The organism is Pseudoalteromonas sp. DSM 26666 (genome assembly GCF_900116475.1).
Classification (GTDB): Bacteria; Pseudomonadota; Gammaproteobacteria; order Enterobacterales; family Alteromonadaceae; genus Pseudoalteromonas; species Pseudoalteromonas tetraodonis.
In genome coordinates, this window is sequence record NZ_FPAR01000005.1 from 25,571 (window position 1) to 43,683 (window position 18,113).

Here is an 18,113-nt window from a genome sequence, read left to right on the forward strand (position 1 = left end):
ATGCGTCGCTCTATTTTAGGGCCTGTTTATAATAATTTATTATAGTCTTTTGACTATACATAATATTGAAATCAGCATCTATGCTATTTTCGTCTATTTCACGAGCGTTTGCCATTCAATACAAGGTGGCGATTTGAAATGTACTTATCAACAAATCATTTATTTACATACCATCTGTAAATACCCTTTATTAAATACTTTGTTACTTAAAAGTACTGTTTAAAATCATCAAGCTATTTATAATAGCTAAAATAGTAATAATCGATGAGGTTAGTGTGCAAATAACACAAGGTATGGAATATTTTTTTTCAGGGTTTAAGTTAATTAGTCAAAAAGGGCTAAAACGCTTTGTACTTATACCCCTACTTATTAATATTTTATTATTTGGTAGCTCCTTATTCTTTTTATTTGGCTGGCTTAGTGATGGCTTTAATGCCGTAAACGCCATGCTCCCAGAATGGCTAAGTTGGCTCGAATGGTTAATGTGGCCAATTGCTGTGCTGGTGGTGCTGTTTAGTTACAGTATGTTATTTACCGTTATTACTAACTTTATCGCCGCACCTTTTAATGGCTTACTAAGTGAAAAGGTAGAGCTTTACTTAACTGGTCAAAAAATTAACGACGACGGATTAGCTGATTTAGTTAAAGATGTTCCGCGAATGCTGGGCCGGGAATGGACTAAGCTTTGCTACTACCTCCCACGCGCTATCGGCTTTTTTATTTTATTGTGGGTACTACCTGTAATAGGCCAAGTGCTATGGGTGCTTTTTACCTGCTGGATGTATGCGGTGCAATATAAAGATTATGCTTTTGATAATCACAAAATTAGCTTTACACAAATGAAAAATGACTTAAAAAGCAAACAAGGGTTATCTTATGGGTTTGGCTTTGCCGTGATGCTGCTAACCGCTATCCCATTTGTAAATTTAATTGTTATGCCTGTGGCGGTATGTGGTGCCACACGATTATGGGTTGAAAATTACCGACCACAATACCGTAGTTAAAATAAAAAATGGGCCACTTGGCCCATTTTTTATACTCGCTAATAGATTAACTATATAAGCTCTGTGGCACTTTAGTGACATTTAAGTGCACCGTTATTTCTTCACGATCATGGTATAAATGCTTAGCTTGAAGTTCATAGCTTATGCCGTACTTCGCCATTTCTTCTCTGATCATTTTTAAACATTCATACACACTATCAAAGCGTTTTTTCATCGGTAATTTCAGATTAAAAATAAGCTCTTTTGCATAAGCATTTACTGCCCAGTCAATCATCAAGTTAGTCACTTTAGTCGGCTTTTCTACCATATCGCAAACCAACCAAGTGATGTTTCTTTTTTCTGGACGGTATTTAAAACCATCTTCTCTAAAATGCTTTACCTGACCCGTTTCCATTAAACTTTCGTTCATTGGGCCGTTATCTATCGCGCTAACAAACATACCACGGCGAACTAACTGATAAGTCCAGCCACCTGGGCATGCACCTAAATCAACGCTGCGCATCCCAGCTTGTACGCGTGACTCACGCTGTTGCTCAGGAATAAACACATTAAACGCTTCATCTAACTTAAGCGTTGAACGACTTGGGCCATCGCTTGGCATACGTAAACGTAAGATCCCCATAAAAAAAGGAGAGTTGTTATAACTATATGAGTAACCCACATACGCAGTATTATTAGCTAAAAACAGCACATGCATTACTGGGCGATTTGCTTTTGGCTCACGCAATACAGTGTTTTGTTTCTCGAGGGCTTTTTTAAGCGGGGTCGATATTTTTTTACAAAAAGTCAGTAACTCTTTGCCCTCGTTGGTATCGGGTGTTTCGACACGAAGCTCAGAACACAAAGTAAAATCTTTTGCGGCATCTACAATAGCGCCTACTCTATCTTCTACGGGCATATTTTCAATTAGGTTACCGGCAAACCATTGGCGTGCAAACACCATATTTTTAAAATCAACTTTTTTGATTATTTCGTCGCTGTGCTGCGCTTCAAAACATTCATAAATAACATAACCGGTATTTGGTTTTGCTTTTACATACCCAGCAAATCCTTGTTCGGCAGCGTGAAACGTTATTTCAGCAGCGGCATCGTTTTCAAAACCACTACGACAGTAAATCACAACACTAGACATATTAACCCTTAAACTCTTTAAAACTTAAATCGTGCAACTTGCACTAAAATAACTATCCAACCAATAATAAAGCACAGCCCACCCAATGGGGTAATTGGGCCCAGCCACTTCAACCCTGTTAAAGCCAATAAGTATAAGCTGCCACTAAATAACAATGTACCGGCAATAAAAAAACCACCCGCCATACTGAGGTGCATACCCCACTTAATTAAAATAGCCACTGCAATTAACGCCAGCCCATGCACCATTTGATACTCAGCGGCGGTTTTAAAAATACCAATGGAGTACTCTGATAAACGACTTTTCAGACCATGAGCAGCAAATGCGCCCAGTATCACTGAAAGCATGCAAAAAAAGCTGCCTGCTAATAAAAATAGTTTAATCATGTTTATCCTCTTTTAAATTTTCAAGCGTATTCTTTATAAAGCTTGCTGCCTGTATTGCCGCAGCATTCAGGTTTTGTTGCTCAGTCACGCCACTTTTTTTACGCGGTTTTAGTGAGTGGTCACCATCCGTTAACCATACATACTTTGGCTGCTTTGGCATGGCCATTGTGGCAAGCTCTTCGCGGGTGCCAAAGGTATCCCTTTCCCCCTGTAATACTAAAAAAGGACACGGTATGTCTGCAAAATGATCTGTACGCAGTTTTTCTGGCTTGCCCGGAGGATGAAACGGATAACCAAACGCAAGCACACCTAAAACAGGATGAGAGGTCGAACAGGCAAGCATCGATGCCATGCGCCCGCCCATTGATTTACCCCCTATAAATAGCGGTAAATTTGCATCAGCTTGAGTCACTATATGTTCAAAATAAGTAAGTAGTTTAGGCGCTCGCTCTGGTGGGCGACGTTTGTTAGTTTGTTTAGCAATTTGCATATATTCAAAATCAAACAAGCCAACGTCAATACCGTACTCACTGAGTTGTTTAGCCATGATTTGCATAAACTCAGAATCACTGCCAGCCCCTGCGCCATGAGCAAATATAAACTGTGCGATTGCCGGTTGCTGACTACTTCTAACCCATTCGATGCTCATTAATATTCTTGCTCCTGCTCAACTAAACTTAACATCCAGTCTTTAAACGATACAATTTTGCCTAACTCATTTTGTGACTCACGGATCACTAAGTAATAGGCATTTTTACTCTCTAAACTGTGATTGAACGGGATCACTAAACGTCCTGCATCAATATCTGGTTTTGCTAGTACGCTGTTACCAATTGCAACACCTTGGCCATGTACCGCAGCTTGTAACACCATAGAAGAATGACTAAATATAGGTCCTTGGTTAACTTGTACATTACGTACGCCGGCGGTTTTCATCCAGGTTTTCCAGTTTTTACGGGTGGTGTCATGTAGCAAGGTATGGTTTGCTAAATCACTGGGTTGGTTAAGCGCTCTGGGGCCATTTAACAGTAACGGGCTACATAACGGCACTAAATACTCAGTGTGCAGTTTATAGGCTTGCACCCCACTCCAATGACCGCGACCATAATAAATTGAGATATCAACATCGTCTGTTAACGAGTTTTCATCCTGATCTTGGGCTTTAATTCGCACATCAATTTCTGGGTGTAATTCGTTAAATAAGCTCAATCGAGGAATGAGCCATTGAATCGCAAAACTGGGGGTTAAACTTACGGTTAACGAGCCTTTGGCACCACGAGCTAATAGCTTTTCAGTTGCATCTATTAGCTGAGTAAAAATCTCTTTAATATCTAAAAAGTAACCTTGGCCTTCTTCGGTTAATAATAACGAGCGATTTTTACGTAAAAACAGCTTTAAGCCTAAATGCTCTTCAAGCGTTTTTATTTGATGACTCACCGCAGCTTGCGTGACATACAACTCTTCTGCGGCTTTAGTAAAGCTTAAATGACGTGCTGCAGCTTCAAAAGCTTTCAGCGCGTTTAATGGAGGAACTCGTCTTGACATGGCAACCAAGCTTAGAATTAGTTTTTCTTATGCGGTGAATTATATACCTATGCTAGGAAAGAGTATATTCAAGCCATAAAAAAAGCGACCTAAGTCGCTTTTTAAAGTGCTAATCAACTTTATAAATCGCTAGCACTGGTATCAAGAGGGGCAAAGCTCTTGATTAAATCATCCACCGCTTTCATTTGCGATAAGTACCCTTCTAACTTGCTCAATGCTAATGCACAGGGGCCATCACATTTTGCTTCATTTGGATTGGGGTGCGCTTCAATAAATAAGCCTGCAATACCCAATGCCATACCGCTACGGGCAAGTTCAGCAGCTTGAGCACGACGACCATCGGCTGAGTCTGCTCGACCGCCAGGACGCTGCAGTGCATGAGTTGCATCAAATATAACGGGAGCCATGGTTTTCATATCATCCATACCTAGCATATCAACCACTAGGTTATTATAGCCAAAGCTTGAACCACGTTCACATAAGGCCACATTATTATTTCCGGCTTCATTAAATTTAGTAATGATATGACGCATTTCATGCGGAGCTAAAAACTGTGGCTTTTTCACATTAATAATCGCGCCTGTTTTAGCCATTGCAACCACCAAGTCTGTTTGACGAGCCAAAAACGCCGGTAGCTGAATAACATCAACAACCTCTGCAACCGGTGCTGCTTGATGAGGTTCATGTACATCGGTGATAAGCGGAATATTAAAGGTATTTTTAATCTCTTCAAATATCTTTAAACCTTCTTCCATGCCTGGACCACGGTAAGAATTGATGGACGAGCGATTGGCTTTATCAAATGACGCCTTAAATACATAAGGAATATTTAATTTAGTGGTCACTTCAACATAATGCTCGGCAATACGCATCGCTAAGTCGCGTGATTCAAGCACATTCATGCCACCAAATAAAACAAAAGGTTTATTATTTGCCAGTTCTATTTCATTGATATTAATAACTTGGTTGTTCATTTTAATTCCTTATGGTGCAACTGCTTGCATCATTAATCCACAAATATACGCCATATATGTACCTACACCATAGCCAAGAACAGCTAATAATACGCCGACCGGTGCCAGTGACGGATGAAACGCAGCAGCCACAACAGGGGCAGACGCTGCGCCACCTACATTGGCCTGTGAGCCAACAGCCATATAAAATAACGGCGCTTTAATTAATTTAGCCACAATGAGCATTAAGCTTGCGTGAGTTAACATCCAAATTGCACCAATAACAAAATACATCGGTGAATCAAAAATCGCCATTACATTCATATGCAGGCCAATCGATGCCACTAAAATATACAAAAAAGCTGACGCCACTTTCGATGAACCAAACGCCTCAATATGGCGTACTTTGGTAAACGATAAGCAAATACCTATCGTCGTTGATATAACAATAAGCCAAAAGAACTTACTGTTTAAACTGTATTCTTTTGCCCACGCATAATTATTGGCAAAGAAGGGCCCTAAAATATCTGCACAAAAGTGCGCTAAACCGGTAATACCAAAGGCAATAGCAATAATCATCATGTAATCATTTAGCGTTGGCATACGCGCATGCTCTGCATGGTATTTTTCAACACGTTGCTTTAAGTCTTCAATCGCGGTGGTATCTGCACCGGCTTTTGCGTCAATTGCTTTATGATTAGCTGCCATTAATAATAATACTGCCATCCATAAATTAGCCACTATCACATCCACGGTGACCATGGCTGAGAAAATATCGCCACCCACTTCAAACATTTCTTTCATAGATGCTTGGTTTGCACCGCCACCAATCCAGCTACCTGCAATGGTTGTCATACCACGCCAAACAGCGTCAGGGCCATGTCCACCTACCGCTTCTGGATAAACAGCACTCATTATTAAAATAGCTAATGGGCCGCCAATCACAATACCTGCGGTGCCGGTTAAAAACATAATTAATGCTTTAGGACCTAAATTAATAATCGCTTTTAAATCAATACTGATGGTAAGCAAAATTAAACACGCTGGCAGTAAATATCGCGAAGCGACGTAATATACGTTAGATTGAGAACCATCAACAATACCAAAGGTATTTAACAATGACGGCAAAAAATAACACAGCAATAATGCCGGTACATATTTATAAAATGCCACAAGACCTGGGCGTTGACTATTTGAGGTTTTGAAAATAAACCCTAAAATAATCGCCAATAAACCAAGTACAACGGCATCATTGGTAATTAATGCAGTTTGGGGATCAGCCATAACATTTCCTATTTTTTATTCTTAGTGGTGAGTTTTATGATTGTCTTCAAGTTCTTCAATTTGATGTAGAATGATTTCAATAGCAGGATCATCAGGACATTCATCAACAAAAAACTGTAAATCATCTCGTGCCATTTTAGGGCAGCCAAGCTGATTTAGTAAATAACCTCTGTCGCGTCGCTCATAGGGATCATCACCTAACATTTCCATTAATAAATCGACGCAAGTTAATGCATGACCAAATTTATTTTCACTAATGAAAGACCATTTTTGCTGCGCTAAAAATAATTTATACACTTCGTCTTCAAAAATAAGCTCTAAAGGCTCTTGTTCTTGAGGATTTTCTTCATCAATATTTTCAGGAATGATGTACCAACTTTGTTGGCCACTGCTAGGGTCGACAAGATAACCCTCTTCATCACTCATTGCGACGTGAATGCCCACTTCGCCTTGAGTTATGCTTACACTGGCATCGAGTTTAGCATGCTGTAAAAAGTGGCATAACAAAATAGCTAAGGTTGTCGGTGTGCCACTGCGCATAGACAAGGTGTAGCTGATGCTATTTAACTTATACTCAGGAACTTTCAAGCTTGATGCACTAAATAGCCACTCACTATAAAAGCTATCAAGTAGTTTATCTAGGCGATCGTGTTCGTCCGGCATCTGCTGACAAATAGACTCTATTTGCTGCTCAAACGCAGTAAGTATTTCAAGACTTGGTGTTAAGTCAATTTGAGGGTCCCATTTAGCTTCCGCTTTGATACAACGATATATAGCCGGCGGCAAAAAATCATCGTAAGCATCTTCTATATAAGATTCATCGTGTTCATCAAACCCGAGGGTGGTCATTCATACTACAACATTCTAGAAAACGAGGACGTAGTTTACCTAATTTTAAAGCTAGATACCAATAATCAGAAATGAATTGAAGAGGTAAGCTTTACACCTTTGGTGTGCAAAGCTTAAATAGGTATTGTTAATTATAACAACAGCGGGGCTTTCGCTGTTGCTAAGTAACCAATAGCTAAAATAACAGCGGTGTTAAGTACTAAAAATACGACTTTTGGAACGGTTGTCGTTTGTTTAGCGCTAATAATACCCACAACAATATAAACGATAACTAGAATAATTTTTTCTAATAACCAAAGCTGCTCTAATGGGTTTATTTTAGCCATTGCCATTAAACCGATGGCTGAGACAATTAATAAAGTGTCTATACTGTGGCTACCAATAAAAACCAATTTATTTTTGGCAAGGCTGCCACTGCCCATACGAGAAAAAGAACGTACGTAAAATAAAATAATACTCACTAGCGCAATGGCCATGTGTGAGTGTTTTAATGCTAAATAATCCATAGGTATTGTTACTTCTGTTTAGTTATGTGTTTTGTCAGGAAAGCGTAAAAGTACCGCTTCGAGGTCTTCAAGTTTATCATTAAATACATCAACAAGTTTAGGATCAAAATGCGTTCCTTTATTTGCGTTGATCTCCGCAACCGCTTCTTCAAGTGTCCACGCACCTTTATAACAACGTTTATGGCGCAGTGCATCATACACATCAGCCAATGCCACTATTCTGGCAAAAATATCAATACGCTCCCCCTTTAATCCACTAGGGTAACCAGAACCATCCCACTTTTCGTGGTGCTGCTGTGCGATTAATGCCCCTGCGCTGACTATTTTACGCGGTGAATCTTTCAAAATAGCATAGCCTTTTCCAGCATGAGTTTTCATAACTTCCCACTCTTCGCTATTTAACTTGCCAGGCTTATTTAAAATTGCATCCGGAATACCTATTTTACCCACATCATGTAAAGGCGATGCAAAGCGAATTAAATTCGCTTGCTCTTCAGATAACCCGTAGGCTAATGCTAATTCATAGCAAATATAAGCAACCCGTTTTACATGATTACCCGTTTCGCACGAGCGCTGTTCAACGGCTTCACTTAAACGATAAACAAGCTCTTGTTGTGTGGCTTCAACTTCAGTATGTAACTGCACATTTTCAAATGCCAACTGCACATTTTGAGAAAAGATTTCAATTAGGTTTCGTTGTGTATCCGTCAACTTTGACGGCACACCTGATACAAACAACATTGAATTATGGTTAAATTTACTGCTGCAATAAGCAAACAAATAATCATCTCTGTACACAATTGCTTTGTTAGCAAGGGCCTCTTGGCACGCTAACAGTTGGTCTTCTGCTAGTACGGTTTCTAGCTCTTCTCCCTCGCGCTTAGCAAAATCGCCGGTACCAGAGCAAACAATCAGTTTTTTATTCATCTCCTCTGACGGATTTTGTGCAACTAAGGTGGTGGCATACATGGCTTCATCAGCAACGTTTAGTAAAGAAGTAAGCTGCTGCATCACGCCTTCAATAAAGTTATCCATTGAATGGGTTGCAAAAATATTGCGCGAAGCGGTGATTATTTTTTCTAGCCCTTCACGCGATTGCTCAATCGAAATAATATCGCGATACGAGCGAAGACTTGCCATCATAACGGTGAATAATTTTTGTGCGGTAAGTTCTGTTTTAGATTTATAGTCATTAATATCGTAATTTACGATTACCTGGCGCTCGGGTGCTTGGCCTGGCTGCCCGGTTCGTAGAATAATGCGAATATAATTATTTTTAACGGTATCACGAATGTATTTTGCTACTTGCAAACCCGCATCGTCTGTTTCCATAACAACATCGAGTAGGATGATGGCCGCATCAGGATGATCATCAATCAACTTTTTCGCTTCTGCGCCGGAATAAGCACTTATAAACTCCAAGCGTCTATCTTGAAACTTAAAATCACTCAACGCTAAACGCGTAACAGCATGAACCTCGGGTTCATCATCAACAATTAGAACTTTCCATGTTCCTTGCTCTTCACTTACTACTTCAGGTGGTTGTTCATTTGAAAATAAAAAATCTTCCATCACAAAGAGTTCCTTAAAACATATGCAAACAAACAACGGGGCTATTTTTAATAAGTTAAGGCCATTGTCCGAAAGTTACGCGGTCGTTATTACCAAGATCTTTCACTGTGCTTACATTTATAAACGCCATTTGGTTGAATATATGGCGAACAGCTGCACTTTGCTCAAATCCGTGTTCAATTAAAAGATAGCCATTAGAATGTAAATAGTCACGTGATTGTGTAATTATTTGTTTAATATCAGCTAATCCAGCATCATCTGCAACCAATGCAGACAAAGGCTCAAAGCGCACATCACCTTGGTGCAAGTGTTTATCGTTATATTCTATATAGGGGGGATTGGTTACAATTAGATCAAATTTTTTATTATTTAACGCGCTAAACCAATTGCTTTGTTCAACACACACATTATTTATCGCTAATCGTTTTTGATTACGTTTGGCCAGTGCCACCGCATCATCAATACGATCAACGGCAATAATATCCCATGTAGGCATTTCACTACCAAGCGCAAGTGCAATTGCTCCAGTGCCTGTGCCTAAATCGAGCACTTTGGCGTCATTTGGTACATTACATGAAAGCGCAAGCTCAACTAAGGTTTCTGTATCAGGGCGAGGAATTAGTGTTGTTGGATTTACTTCAAGCTGTAAACTCCAAAACTCACGATACCCTGTAATGTGCGAAACAGGCTCGCCGTTTAAACGACGCTCACATGCACGCTCAAACGCTTGTGATTGCTCATCCGTTAATTGTTTTTCTGGCCAAGTAAATAAATAACTACGTGGCTTTTGTAAAATATTAAGCAGTAGTACTTGAGCATCTAACTTTGCGCTATCACTACTTGATGCTAATAAATTAGCACCGGTAGTAATAGCGTTTTCAACAGTGAGGTTCACGATTAATCGTCGCCCATCGCTGCTAATAAGTCGGCCTGATGCTCTTGCATTAGCGGCTCAACCACAGCGCCTAAATCACCAGCTACCACTTCGTTTAAACGATAAAGCGTTAAGTTAATACGGTGATCGGTAATACGCCCCTGCGGGTAGTTGTATGTGCGAATACGCTCAGAACGATCGCCACTGCCCACTAAATTACGACGTTCAGACGCCTCAGCAGCATGACGTTTTTCATCTTCAGCCTGTTGCAAACGCGCCGCCAATACCGACATCGCTTTTGCACGGTTTTTATGTTGAGAACGCTCATCTTGACACTCAACCACAACACCGGTTGGTAAATGAGTAATACGAATGGCAGAGTCGGTTTTATTAACGTGCTGACCACCGGCTCCCGATGCTCTAAAGGTATCAACTTTAATATCGGCGGTATTAATTTCTATGGCTTCGGCTTCTGGCACTTCAGCCATTACAGCAACAGTACAGGCTGAGGTATGTACGCGCCCTTGTGACTCAGTTTCTGGGACGCGCTGTACACGGTGCACGCCTGATTCAAATTTTAATTGCCCATACACACCTTCACCGCTGATGTTAGCAATTACTTCTTTGTAGCCGCCATGTTCACCTTCGTTGGTCGTCACAACTTCTACTTTCCATTTTTTTGTTTCTGCGTAGCGGCTGTACATTCTAAACAAGTCGCCAGCAAAAATAGCGGCCTCGTCGCCCCCTGTTCCGGCGCGAACTTCTAAAAACACGTTGTTATTGTCTTTCGGATCTTTAGGCAACATAAGCACTTGAATGTCGTCTTCTAAAGTCGAAATTTGTGCTTTTGCTTCTTTATATTCTTCTTGTGCCATTTCGCGCATTTCAGGATCTGAATCTTTTAGCATTTCTTCAGCGCTACTCAAGTCTTCTTGTGCTTGCTGGTATGCTAAAAACGTTTTCACCACTTCTTCAAGCTCAGAGTATTCTTTTGAAAGAGTACGAAAGCGGTTTTGATCACTAATGACCGATGGGTCACTTAGTAGCGCTTGAACTTCTTCATAGCGCTCAACTAAGGTTTCTAATTTACGATAAACGGACTCTTTCATTTAACTGTTATTCCTGATCTATACCTAACATTTTTTTCAATTGGTTTAACTGAGCCACTTCACCTTTTTTCGCTGCATCTTGGATGGCACGGGTAGGCGCGTGCATTAAGCGATTGGTTAATTTATTGGCCAGCTCTAAAATTACTTTTTCTGCGTCTTTACCTGTATTTAGCTGACTAAGCGCCCTATCTACAAGTTCTGCTTTTGTTGTTTGTACATCATTACGGTAGTGGCGAATTAAATCCACTGAATCAAGCGAGCGCAACCACATAAAAAACTCTTTGGTGCGCTCACTAATAATAATTTGTGCTTGCTCTGCCGCTTGCTCACGAGCAGCCATGTTTTCACTAACAATGGCTTGTAAGTCATCGACCGAGTACAAGTAGGCGTCGTCGAGCTCTCCGACTTGGCTTTCAATATCGCGTGGTACAGCAATATCAATAAACAGCATCGGCTTATAGCGGCGTTGTTTGAGTGCTTGCTCAACTACACCTTTACCAATAATAGGTAAAGTGCTGGCGGTGGAGCTAATCACAATATCAGCTTGATGCAAACGTTCAGGCAATTGTGCCAACGCAATAACATCGGCTGATACTTCATCGGCTAAACTGCGCGCTCTTTCTATTGTTCTGTTGGCAACAGTAATTTTTTGCGGCTCATTTTGGTATAAATGTTTTGCTACCAGCTCTATGGTTTCACCGGCACCAATGAGTAACACCTTGGTTTTATCCAGCTTTCCATAAATATGCTTTGCTAAATTAACTGCCGCAAAGGCAACCGATACTGCACTGGCACCAATGTTGGTTTCAGTACGGACTTCTTTTGCCACCGAAAACGTTTTTTGAAACAAACGATCAAACGTAACGCCCACCGCATCATGGGTTTTGGCACTATTATAGGCTTGTTTTATTTGCCCTAAAATTTGTGGTTCGCCTAACACCAGCGAGTCAAGCCCACAGGCTACACGCATCAAATGATTTATTGCAGCGCTGTCTTCATGACAGTAGATATTTTTACTCAGTTCATGTTCATCTAAACCATGGAAACTGGCCAACCATTGCAACAATGTTTGGGAATTTTGCTGTGCAAGGCTACAATACACCTCAGTGCGATTACAGGTAGAGACAATAACCGCTTCATTAAAGTCGGCATGGCCACTTAATTGTTGTAGCGCCTCTGAAATTTGCTCAGGCGAAAAGGCCACTTTTTCTCGTAATTCTACGGATGCGGTTTTGTGATTAATACCAAGTGCTATTATGGTCATATCTGCCAAATATTGCTGAGCCCTACTACATAGGCGGCAATTTTATCAAAAATCTCAGGAATATGGAAAGTAAGGAACAACATTTGACTCGACAATATTTGATTTTAACACTGCTATTTGTATTTTTAACCGGCTGCGCAAGTAAAAACAATTACAAAACAGAGCTTTACGAAGACTGGAAGTTACGCCTTGGCGAGCAAAAAACTTGGCAAGTAGACGGTAAACTTGCGTTTATTAGCCCAGATGAGCGCCAATCTGCCAACTTAAATTGGCAACAAACACAAAATAGTAATCATTTAGTGTTAACCACGTTTATTGGCACACGGATTTTATCGCTTAAACAAACCGCAGTCGGCGCCGAATTAATCTTTGATGACCAACCATATTTTGATAGTAACGCCAGTGCACTTTTACAACGTTTAACAGGGTTTACTTTACCGGTTAATAACGCAGGCCCATGGTTAAAAGCTACCATTGACGATCACACCCTAGAAATTGATCAGTTAGGGCGTGCTAAAAGCGTGTTATGGTTTGATGATAATGGCAAAAAGTGGCAAATAAGTTACACAAGTTACGTCCAAAAATACGGTTTTTGGTTACCGAATGCTTTAACCTTAACCCATGAAAAGATTAAAATTAAAATCAAACTCTATGACTGGCAGTTTAACTAACTATGCATACTCACACTGAATTTTCGCTGATTGCCCCAGCTAAGCTTAATTTATTTTTACACATTAATGGCCGCCGTGATGATGGCTACCATGAATTAGAAACTCTGTTTACGTTTTTAGACTATGGTGACGAGCTCCATTTTAAACTAAGCACGGATACTCATATTAGCATTAGCGGCGACACCAATGGCATTGCGCTAACCGACAATTTGATTTACAAAGCGGCGTTATTATTACAAACCCACTGTAAAGTAGATAAGGGAGCAAAAATAAATTTAACTAAACGCTTACCCATGGGTGGAGGTGTTGGAGGCGGTTCATCCGATGCCGCATCAACGCTTTTAGCTCTTAATACGCTTTGGAATACAGACCTATCTTTAGATGAACTGGCTGATTTAGGCTTGAAACTCGGTGCTGATGTGCCTGTATTCATTAAAGGTAAAAGTGCCATAGCACATGGCATTGGCGAGCAATTAGAGTACCTAGAACTGCCGCCGAAGTGGTATTGTGTTGTCTTCCCAAATCAACATGTCAGCACAGCACAAATATTTACTCACCCTGATTTAAAACGTGATACGCCAAAACTTTCTGGCGACTGGCAACAGCAAATTTTAACCAACGATTGTGAGCCTTTAGTGAAAAAGCTGTGCCTCGAGGTTGAAAAAACCCTGCAGTGGTTGCTAAAATACGCTCCATCAAAGATGACCGGAACAGGTTCATGTTGTTTTGTTGAATTTGCTAGCCAAGTTCAAGCACAAGATGTACTTGCTAACCTCCCCCATACTTGGCAGGGTTTTATCGCATCCAGCGTTAGTACCTCTCCTGCTCATACGGAGTTAGCCGCCATCATTGATAAATGAAGTAACGTACAAGTAATCATAAGTTAACCTACTTTGTTCACTCAATGTAAGTTAGTCCAAAAATTCAGTGCCTGAGGAACCCTACCGTGCCTGACATGAAGCTCTTCGCTGGTAACGCAACACCTGACCTAGCTCAAAAAGTTGCAAAACGTTTATATATTGAATTAGGCGATGCTGTTGTTGGCCGTTTTAGTGACGGTGAGATCAGTGTTCAAATTAATGAAAATGTTCGTGGCTCGGATGTTTTTATCTTGCAATCAACCTGTGCCCCTACTAACGATAACCTGATGGAACTTATCGTTATGGTTGATGCGTTACGCCGTGCATCTGCCGGTCGTATCACTGCTGTTATCCCTTATTTTGGTTATGCTCGTCAAGATCGTCGCGTACGTTCTGCCCGTGTACCAATTACAGCTAAAGTGGTTGCGGATTTCTTATCAAGTGTAGGTGTTGACCGCGTTCTTACGGTTGATTTACACGCTGAGCAAATCCAAGGCTTCTTTGATGTACCAGTGGATAACGTATTTGGTAGCCCTGTACTATTAGAAGATATGAAAAACCGCGACTTTGATGACGTGGTTGTTGTATCACCTGATATTGGTGGCGTGGTGCGTGCCCGTGCAATTGCAAAACTATTAAACGATACCGACTTAGCAATTATCGATAAACGTCGCCCTCAAGCTAACGTTTCTCAAGTAATGCACATTATTGGTGACGTTGAAGGCCGCGATTGTATTATTGTTGATGACATGATTGATACCGGTGGTACATTGTGTAAAGCCGCTGAAGCCCTTAAAGAGCATGGTGCTAAACGTGTATTTGCTTACGCTACTCACCCTATTCTTTCTGGTACAGCGGCAGAAAACTTACGTAACTCTGTGATTGACGAAGTGATTGTAACTGACTCAATTCCACTGTCTGACGAACTAAAAGCGCTTGATATTGTTAAAGTATTAACGCTTGCAGATATGTTAGCAGAGACTATTCGTCGCATTAGCAACGAAGAATCTATCTCGGCAATGTTTGAACACTAAAGTTAAACATTAATGAGTATAAAAGCGCCTTTTGGCGCTTTTTTTGTAAGCGATGTTTATTTTATAAACCCGCAGTGGTATGATAGCGCGCCTTTTGGCTAGGGACCTTGGTCGCAAAGGCCCTAACACTTTTAATTATTGGAGACATCATGTCTAACACAACTTATACTTATGACGCTGAACTTCGCGTAGAAACTGGTACTGGTGCGAGCCGCCGCCTACGTCGCGAAGACAAAGTGCCGGCAATCCTTTATGGAGCTGATAAAGAAGCGGTATCGCTTACTTTTGCTCATAAAGATATGATCAAAGCACAAGAAGACGAAGGCTTTTACACTCACATCCTTACATTAAATGTAGGTGGCGAGAAAGTTGAAGCAATCTTAAAAGATATCCAACGTCACCCTTTCAAGCCTAAGCTTACTCACCTTGATTTCCAACGTGTAGACGCAACTCATAAACTAGTAACTAAGGTTCCTTTACACTTCATCGGTGAAGAGAAAGTAACTAAGTTAGGTGCAACTGTTGTTCACCAGTTAACTGAAGTTGAGATTTCTTGTCTTCCTAAGTCACTTCCAGAATTCATCGAAGTAGACGTATCTGATCTTGTTGCTGGTGATTCAATCCACCTTACAGATCTTGCGTTCCCTAAAGGTGTTCAATCTGTTGAGCTTGGTAAAGGCGAAGGCCACGATCAGTCTATCGTTACTATCAAAGCTAACAAAGCAGCTCCAACTGAAGACGACGCTTCAGACGCTGCAGAATAATATTTAAGGTCTCGCACCTTGAATTCTATTCAAATGCTTGTGGGCCTGGCTAATCCAGGCCCCGAATACGCAAATACACGCCACAACGCAGGTGCTTGGTTCATTCAAGAACTCGCTGCACGCTACAACTGCACGCTAAAACACGACCCTAAATATCACGGCCTTACTGGCAAAGTGATTATTCAAGGCAAAGAATTCAAATTACTGATCCCCACCACTTACATGAACTTAAGTGGCAAAGCGGTGAGTAGTTTAGCCAATTTTTTTAAAATCCCCGTGGAAGACATACTTGTTGCCCATGATGAATTGGATTTAGACCCGGGCGTTGCTAAATTAAAAAAAGGCGGCGGACATGGCGGTCATAATGGCTTAAAAGACATTATTGCAAAAATGGCAAATCAAAAAGACTTTATGCGCCTACGCATAGGTGTAGGTCATCCAGGACATCGCGAAATGGTCACCGGTTGGGTGCTTGGTAAAGCAGCCAAGGACGATCAAGAAAAAATGGATGCCGCAGTTGATGAAGCAGTTCGTTGTATGGAAATACTTGCTAAAGACGGTGTGTTAAAAGCACAAAACAGACTACATTCGTTTAAACCCTAATTTTTGGGTATACGGTCGCACGTATTAAACGAATCTAAACAAGGTATCTTACTATGGGTTTTAAATGTGGCATCGTTGGCTTGCCTAATGTTGGTAAATCAACACTTTTCAATGCATTGACTAAAGCGGGTATTGAAGCCGCTAACTTTCCTTTTTGTACCATTGAACCTAATACAGGTGTGGTACCGGTGCCAGATCCTCGCCTAGACGAACTTGCTAAAATTGTTAACCCACAACGTATTCTTACAACCAGTATGGAATTTGTGGATATTGCAGGTTTAGTTAAAGGTGCATCGAAAGGTGAAGGCCTAGGCAATCAGTTTTTAGCAAATATCCGTGAAACAGATGCGATTGGTCATGTAGTTCGTTGTTTTGAAGATGAAAACGTTATTCACGTTGCTGGTACTATCGACCCTGCTGACGATATTGACGTGATCAACACCGAGCTAGTACTTGCTGATATGGACAGTGCCGATAAAGCAATGTTCCGTAATGCAAAAAAAGCAAAAGGTGGCGATAAAGACGCTAAAGAGCAAAATGCGGTACTTGAAAAAGTAAAAGTGCATCTTGATGAAGGCTTAACTTTACGTTCTTTAGCGCTAACAAAAGAAGAAAAAGCAGCTATTGCGCCTATTAACTTCTTAACTATTAAGCCAACTATGTATATTGCTAACGTGGCTGAAGACGGATTTGAAAATAACCCATTGCTAGATCGTGTCCGTGAAATAGCGGCTGCTGAAGATGCGGTTGTTGTGCCTGTGTGTGCAGCTATCGAATCTGAGCTATCTGAGCTTGACGAAGAAGACAAATTAGAGTTTATGGCTGACCTTGGTCTTGAAGAGCCAGGACTTAACCTTGTTATTCGTGGTGGCTATGAGCTACTACATTTGCAAACTTACTTTACTGCGGGTGTAAAAGAAGTACGTGCATGGACTATCCCAGTGGGTGCAACAGCGCCACAAGCAGCGGGTAAAATTCATACCGACTTTGAACGTGGCTTTATCCGCGCACAAACAATTGCTTTTGATGACTTTATTGCATTTAAAGGTGAAAGCGGTGCAAAAGAAGCAGGTAAAATGCGCCAAGAAGGGAAAGAGTACATTGTTAAAGATGGCGATGTAATGAACTTCTTGTTCAACGTATAATTAAACATTGCACCACGTTAAGTGGCTCATTGTTTTTTAAAGGCTCGTTTTTACGAGCCTTTTTATTTTTCAGCCGAATAAAAGTAATAATTAGTCTACCCTTACTATAGGCTTAGAATTGTAAGGCAAAGCCAAAATTACAATACAAAGCCCACAAAGAGTGTTAAAAAAGCAACGTTTTAATTAAAAAGTAGCCGGTTAGCCTATTTTTCCTGCAAACAAACCAACTTAAGTGTTTTTTTGCAAAAAAGGTGTTGACGAATTTGGGGCATATCAGCATAATACGCCCCGCACTCAGCGATGAAGTGCTAACAAAAAAGATGGCTAAGTAGCTCAGCTGGTTAGAGCACATCACTCATAATGATGGGGTCACAGGTTCAAATCCCGTCTTAGCCACCATTTATTTTTTGTTGCTCAATGAAGAGTTTAAAATAACTACCATTTCTTTGATTAATTCAAAGTGATAATGCGGGAGTGGCGGAATTGGTAGACGCGCTGGATTTAGGTTCCAGTATCTTAGGATGTGAGAGTTCAAGTCTCTCCTTCCGCACCATATTC

The 18,113-nt window shown here is 40.8% G+C and carries 19 protein-coding genes and 2 tRNA genes; 9 read left to right on the forward strand and 12 right to left on the reverse strand.

Annotation, left to right across the window (positions count from 1 at the left end; all coding sequences use genetic code 11):
* The first annotated feature begins 275 nt into the window (after positions 1 to 275).
* Positions 276 to 1,004, forward strand: coding sequence for a sulfate transporter CysZ (gene cysZ, locus BM380_RS10295; RefSeq protein ID WP_033103808.1), 729 nt, complete (start codon positions 276 to 278; stop codon positions 1,002 to 1,004).
* A 46-nt stretch (positions 1,005 to 1,050) separates the two neighbouring features.
* On the opposite strand, the gene rlmM is transcribed toward cysZ, so the two are convergent.
* From rlmM to hemA, 12 genes are all read right to left on the reverse strand, one after another.
* Positions 1,051 to 2,136 (reverse strand): 23S rRNA (cytidine(2498)-2'-O)-methyltransferase RlmM, encoded by a 1,086-nt coding sequence (gene rlmM / locus BM380_RS10300; RefSeq protein WP_028834960.1) that lies wholly within the window; start codon positions 2,134 to 2,136, stop codon positions 1,051 to 1,053.
* Positions 2,137 to 2,153: 17 nt separating this feature from the next.
* Complete coding sequence (locus tag BM380_RS10305) at positions 2,154 to 2,522, reverse strand: DUF423 domain-containing protein (RefSeq protein WP_016900429.1); 369 nt, start codon at positions 2,520 to 2,522, stop codon at positions 2,154 to 2,156.
* Positions 2,515 to 3,171, reverse strand: coding sequence for an alpha/beta family hydrolase (locus tag BM380_RS10310; RefSeq protein ID WP_013465320.1), 657 nt, complete (start codon positions 3,169 to 3,171; stop codon positions 2,515 to 2,517). Before BM380_RS10310 ends, BM380_RS10305 begins: the two co-directional genes overlap by 8 nt.
* Entirely contained in the window at positions 3,171 to 4,067 is an 897-nt protein-coding gene (locus BM380_RS10315) for a transcriptional regulator GcvA (protein ID WP_013465321.1), read from the reverse strand. Before BM380_RS10315 ends, BM380_RS10310 begins: the two co-directional genes overlap by 1 nt.
* Before the next feature lie 119 nt (positions 4,068 to 4,186).
* Positions 4,187 to 5,041 carry a 3-deoxy-8-phosphooctulonate synthase gene (gene kdsA, locus BM380_RS18325; RefSeq protein WP_013465322.1) on the reverse strand — a complete coding sequence of 285 codons (855 nt, stop codon included), beginning with the start codon at positions 5,039 to 5,041 and terminating at the stop codon, positions 4,187 to 4,189.
* Between the two features lie 9 nt (positions 5,042 to 5,050).
* Positions 5,051 to 6,304 carry a DUF819 family protein gene (locus BM380_RS18330; protein WP_036982079.1) on the reverse strand — a complete coding sequence of 418 codons (1,254 nt, stop codon included), beginning with the start codon at positions 6,302 to 6,304 and terminating at the stop codon, positions 5,051 to 5,053.
* A gap of 21 nt (positions 6,305 to 6,325) precedes the next feature.
* On the reverse strand, positions 6,326 to 7,153 hold the full coding sequence (locus tag BM380_RS10325; RefSeq protein WP_013465324.1) for a tetratricopeptide repeat protein: 828 nt from the start codon (positions 7,151 to 7,153) through the stop codon (positions 6,326 to 6,328).
* Between the two features lie 131 nt (positions 7,154 to 7,284).
* On the reverse strand, positions 7,285 to 7,659 hold the full coding sequence (locus BM380_RS10330) for a SirB2 family protein (RefSeq protein ID WP_024602655.1): 375 nt from the start codon (positions 7,657 to 7,659) through the stop codon (positions 7,285 to 7,287).
* Positions 7,660 to 7,677: 18 nt separating this feature from the next.
* On the reverse strand, positions 7,678 to 9,231 hold the full coding sequence (locus BM380_RS10335) for a DUF3369 domain-containing protein (RefSeq protein WP_013465326.1): 1,554 nt from the start codon (positions 9,229 to 9,231) through the stop codon (positions 7,678 to 7,680).
* Between the two features lie 55 nt (positions 9,232 to 9,286).
* Positions 9,287 to 10,126 carry a peptide chain release factor N(5)-glutamine methyltransferase gene (prmC, locus tag BM380_RS10340; protein ID WP_013465327.1) on the reverse strand — a complete coding sequence of 280 codons (840 nt, stop codon included), beginning with the start codon at positions 10,124 to 10,126 and terminating at the stop codon, positions 9,287 to 9,289.
* 2 nt (positions 10,127 to 10,128) lie between these two features.
* The gene (gene prfA, locus BM380_RS10345) at positions 10,129 to 11,214 is read right to left on the reverse strand and encodes a peptide chain release factor 1 (protein ID WP_008115176.1); all 1,086 of its coding nucleotides are present in this window, start codon (positions 11,212 to 11,214) and stop codon (positions 10,129 to 10,131) included.
* Positions 11,215 to 11,221: 7 nt separating this feature from the next.
* The gene (gene hemA / locus BM380_RS10350; RefSeq protein ID WP_024602657.1) at positions 11,222 to 12,478 is read right to left on the reverse strand and encodes a glutamyl-tRNA reductase; all 1,257 of its coding nucleotides are present in this window, start codon (positions 12,476 to 12,478) and stop codon (positions 11,222 to 11,224) included.
* Between the two features lie 83 nt (positions 12,479 to 12,561).
* On the opposite strand from hemA, the gene lolB reads away from it, so the two are divergent.
* From lolB to BM380_RS10390, 8 genes are all read left to right on the forward strand, one after another.
* Positions 12,562 to 13,149, forward strand: a complete 588-nt coding sequence (gene lolB, locus BM380_RS10355) for a lipoprotein insertase outer membrane protein LolB (protein WP_090494491.1) — start codon at positions 12,562 to 12,564, stop codon at positions 13,147 to 13,149.
* A gap of 2 nt (positions 13,150 to 13,151) precedes the next feature.
* Positions 13,152 to 14,009, forward strand: a complete 858-nt coding sequence (gene ispE / locus BM380_RS10360; protein WP_090494276.1) for a 4-(cytidine 5'-diphospho)-2-C-methyl-D-erythritol kinase — start codon at positions 13,152 to 13,154, stop codon at positions 14,007 to 14,009.
* 86 nt (positions 14,010 to 14,095) lie between these two features.
* Positions 14,096 to 15,043 (forward strand): ribose-phosphate pyrophosphokinase, encoded by a 948-nt coding sequence (locus BM380_RS10365; RefSeq protein WP_008115168.1) that lies wholly within the window; start codon positions 14,096 to 14,098, stop codon positions 15,041 to 15,043.
* Between the two features lie 149 nt (positions 15,044 to 15,192).
* A complete protein-coding gene (locus BM380_RS10370) occupies positions 15,193 to 15,807 on the forward strand; it encodes a 50S ribosomal protein L25/general stress protein Ctc (RefSeq protein ID WP_013465331.1) in 615 nt (204 codons plus the stop codon).
* An 18-nt stretch (positions 15,808 to 15,825) separates the two neighbouring features.
* Positions 15,826 to 16,410 carry an aminoacyl-tRNA hydrolase gene (gene pth, locus BM380_RS10375; RefSeq protein WP_008467968.1) on the forward strand — a complete coding sequence of 195 codons (585 nt, stop codon included), beginning with the start codon at positions 15,826 to 15,828 and terminating at the stop codon, positions 16,408 to 16,410.
* A gap of 53 nt (positions 16,411 to 16,463) precedes the next feature.
* Positions 16,464 to 17,555, forward strand: coding sequence for a redox-regulated ATPase YchF (gene ychF / locus BM380_RS10380; RefSeq protein WP_008467970.1), 1,092 nt, complete (start codon positions 16,464 to 16,466; stop codon positions 17,553 to 17,555).
* 322 nt (positions 17,556 to 17,877) lie between these two features.
* Positions 17,878 to 17,954, forward strand: a tRNA-Met gene (locus BM380_RS10385).
* 69 nt (positions 17,955 to 18,023) lie between these two features.
* Positions 18,024 to 18,108, forward strand: a tRNA-Leu gene (locus BM380_RS10390).
* Positions 18,109 to 18,113: the final 5 nt, after the last annotated feature.

Excerpts from the sequence above, each read along its gene's own strand:
- rlmM (WP_028834960.1), bottom strand. The coding sequence starts at position 2,136 with ATGTCTAGTGTTGTGATTTACTGTCGTAGTGGTTTTGAAAACGATGCC.
- BM380_RS10305 (WP_016900429.1), bottom strand. The coding sequence starts at position 2,522 with ATGATTAAACTATTTTTATTAGCAGGCAGCTTTTTTTGCATGCTTTCA.
- BM380_RS10310 (WP_013465320.1), bottom strand. The coding sequence starts at position 3,171 with ATGAGCATCGAATGGGTTAGAAGTAGTCAGCAACCGGCAATCGCACAG.
- BM380_RS10315 (WP_013465321.1), bottom strand. The coding sequence starts at position 4,067 with ATGTCAAGACGAGTTCCTCCATTAAACGCGCTGAAAGCTTTTGAAGCT.
- kdsA (WP_013465322.1), bottom strand. The coding sequence starts at position 5,041 with ATGAACAACCAAGTTATTAATATCAATGAAATAGAACTGGCAAATAAT.
- BM380_RS18330 (WP_036982079.1), bottom strand. The coding sequence starts at position 6,304 with ATGGCTGATCCCCAAACTGCATTAATTACCAATGATGCCGTTGTACTT.
- BM380_RS10325 (WP_013465324.1), bottom strand. The coding sequence starts at position 7,153 with ATGACCACCCTCGGGTTTGATGAACACGATGAATCTTATATAGAAGAT.
- BM380_RS10330 (WP_024602655.1), bottom strand. The coding sequence starts at position 7,659 with ATGGATTATTTAGCATTAAAACACTCACACATGGCCATTGCGCTAGTG.
- BM380_RS10335 (WP_013465326.1), bottom strand. The coding sequence starts at position 9,231 with ATGGAAGATTTTTTATTTTCAAATGAACAACCACCTGAAGTAGTAAGT.
- prfA (WP_008115176.1), bottom strand. The coding sequence starts at position 11,214 with ATGAAAGAGTCCGTTTATCGTAAATTAGAAACCTTAGTTGAGCGCTAT.
- hemA (WP_024602657.1), bottom strand. The coding sequence starts at position 12,478 with ATGACCATAATAGCACTTGGTATTAATCACAAAACCGCATCCGTAGAA.
- ispE (WP_090494276.1), top strand. The coding sequence starts at position 13,152 with ATGCATACTCACACTGAATTTTCGCTGATTGCCCCAGCTAAGCTTAAT.
- BM380_RS10370 (WP_013465331.1), top strand. The coding sequence starts at position 15,193 with ATGTCTAACACAACTTATACTTATGACGCTGAACTTCGCGTAGAAACT.
- ychF (WP_008467970.1), top strand. The coding sequence starts at position 16,464 with ATGGGTTTTAAATGTGGCATCGTTGGCTTGCCTAATGTTGGTAAATCA.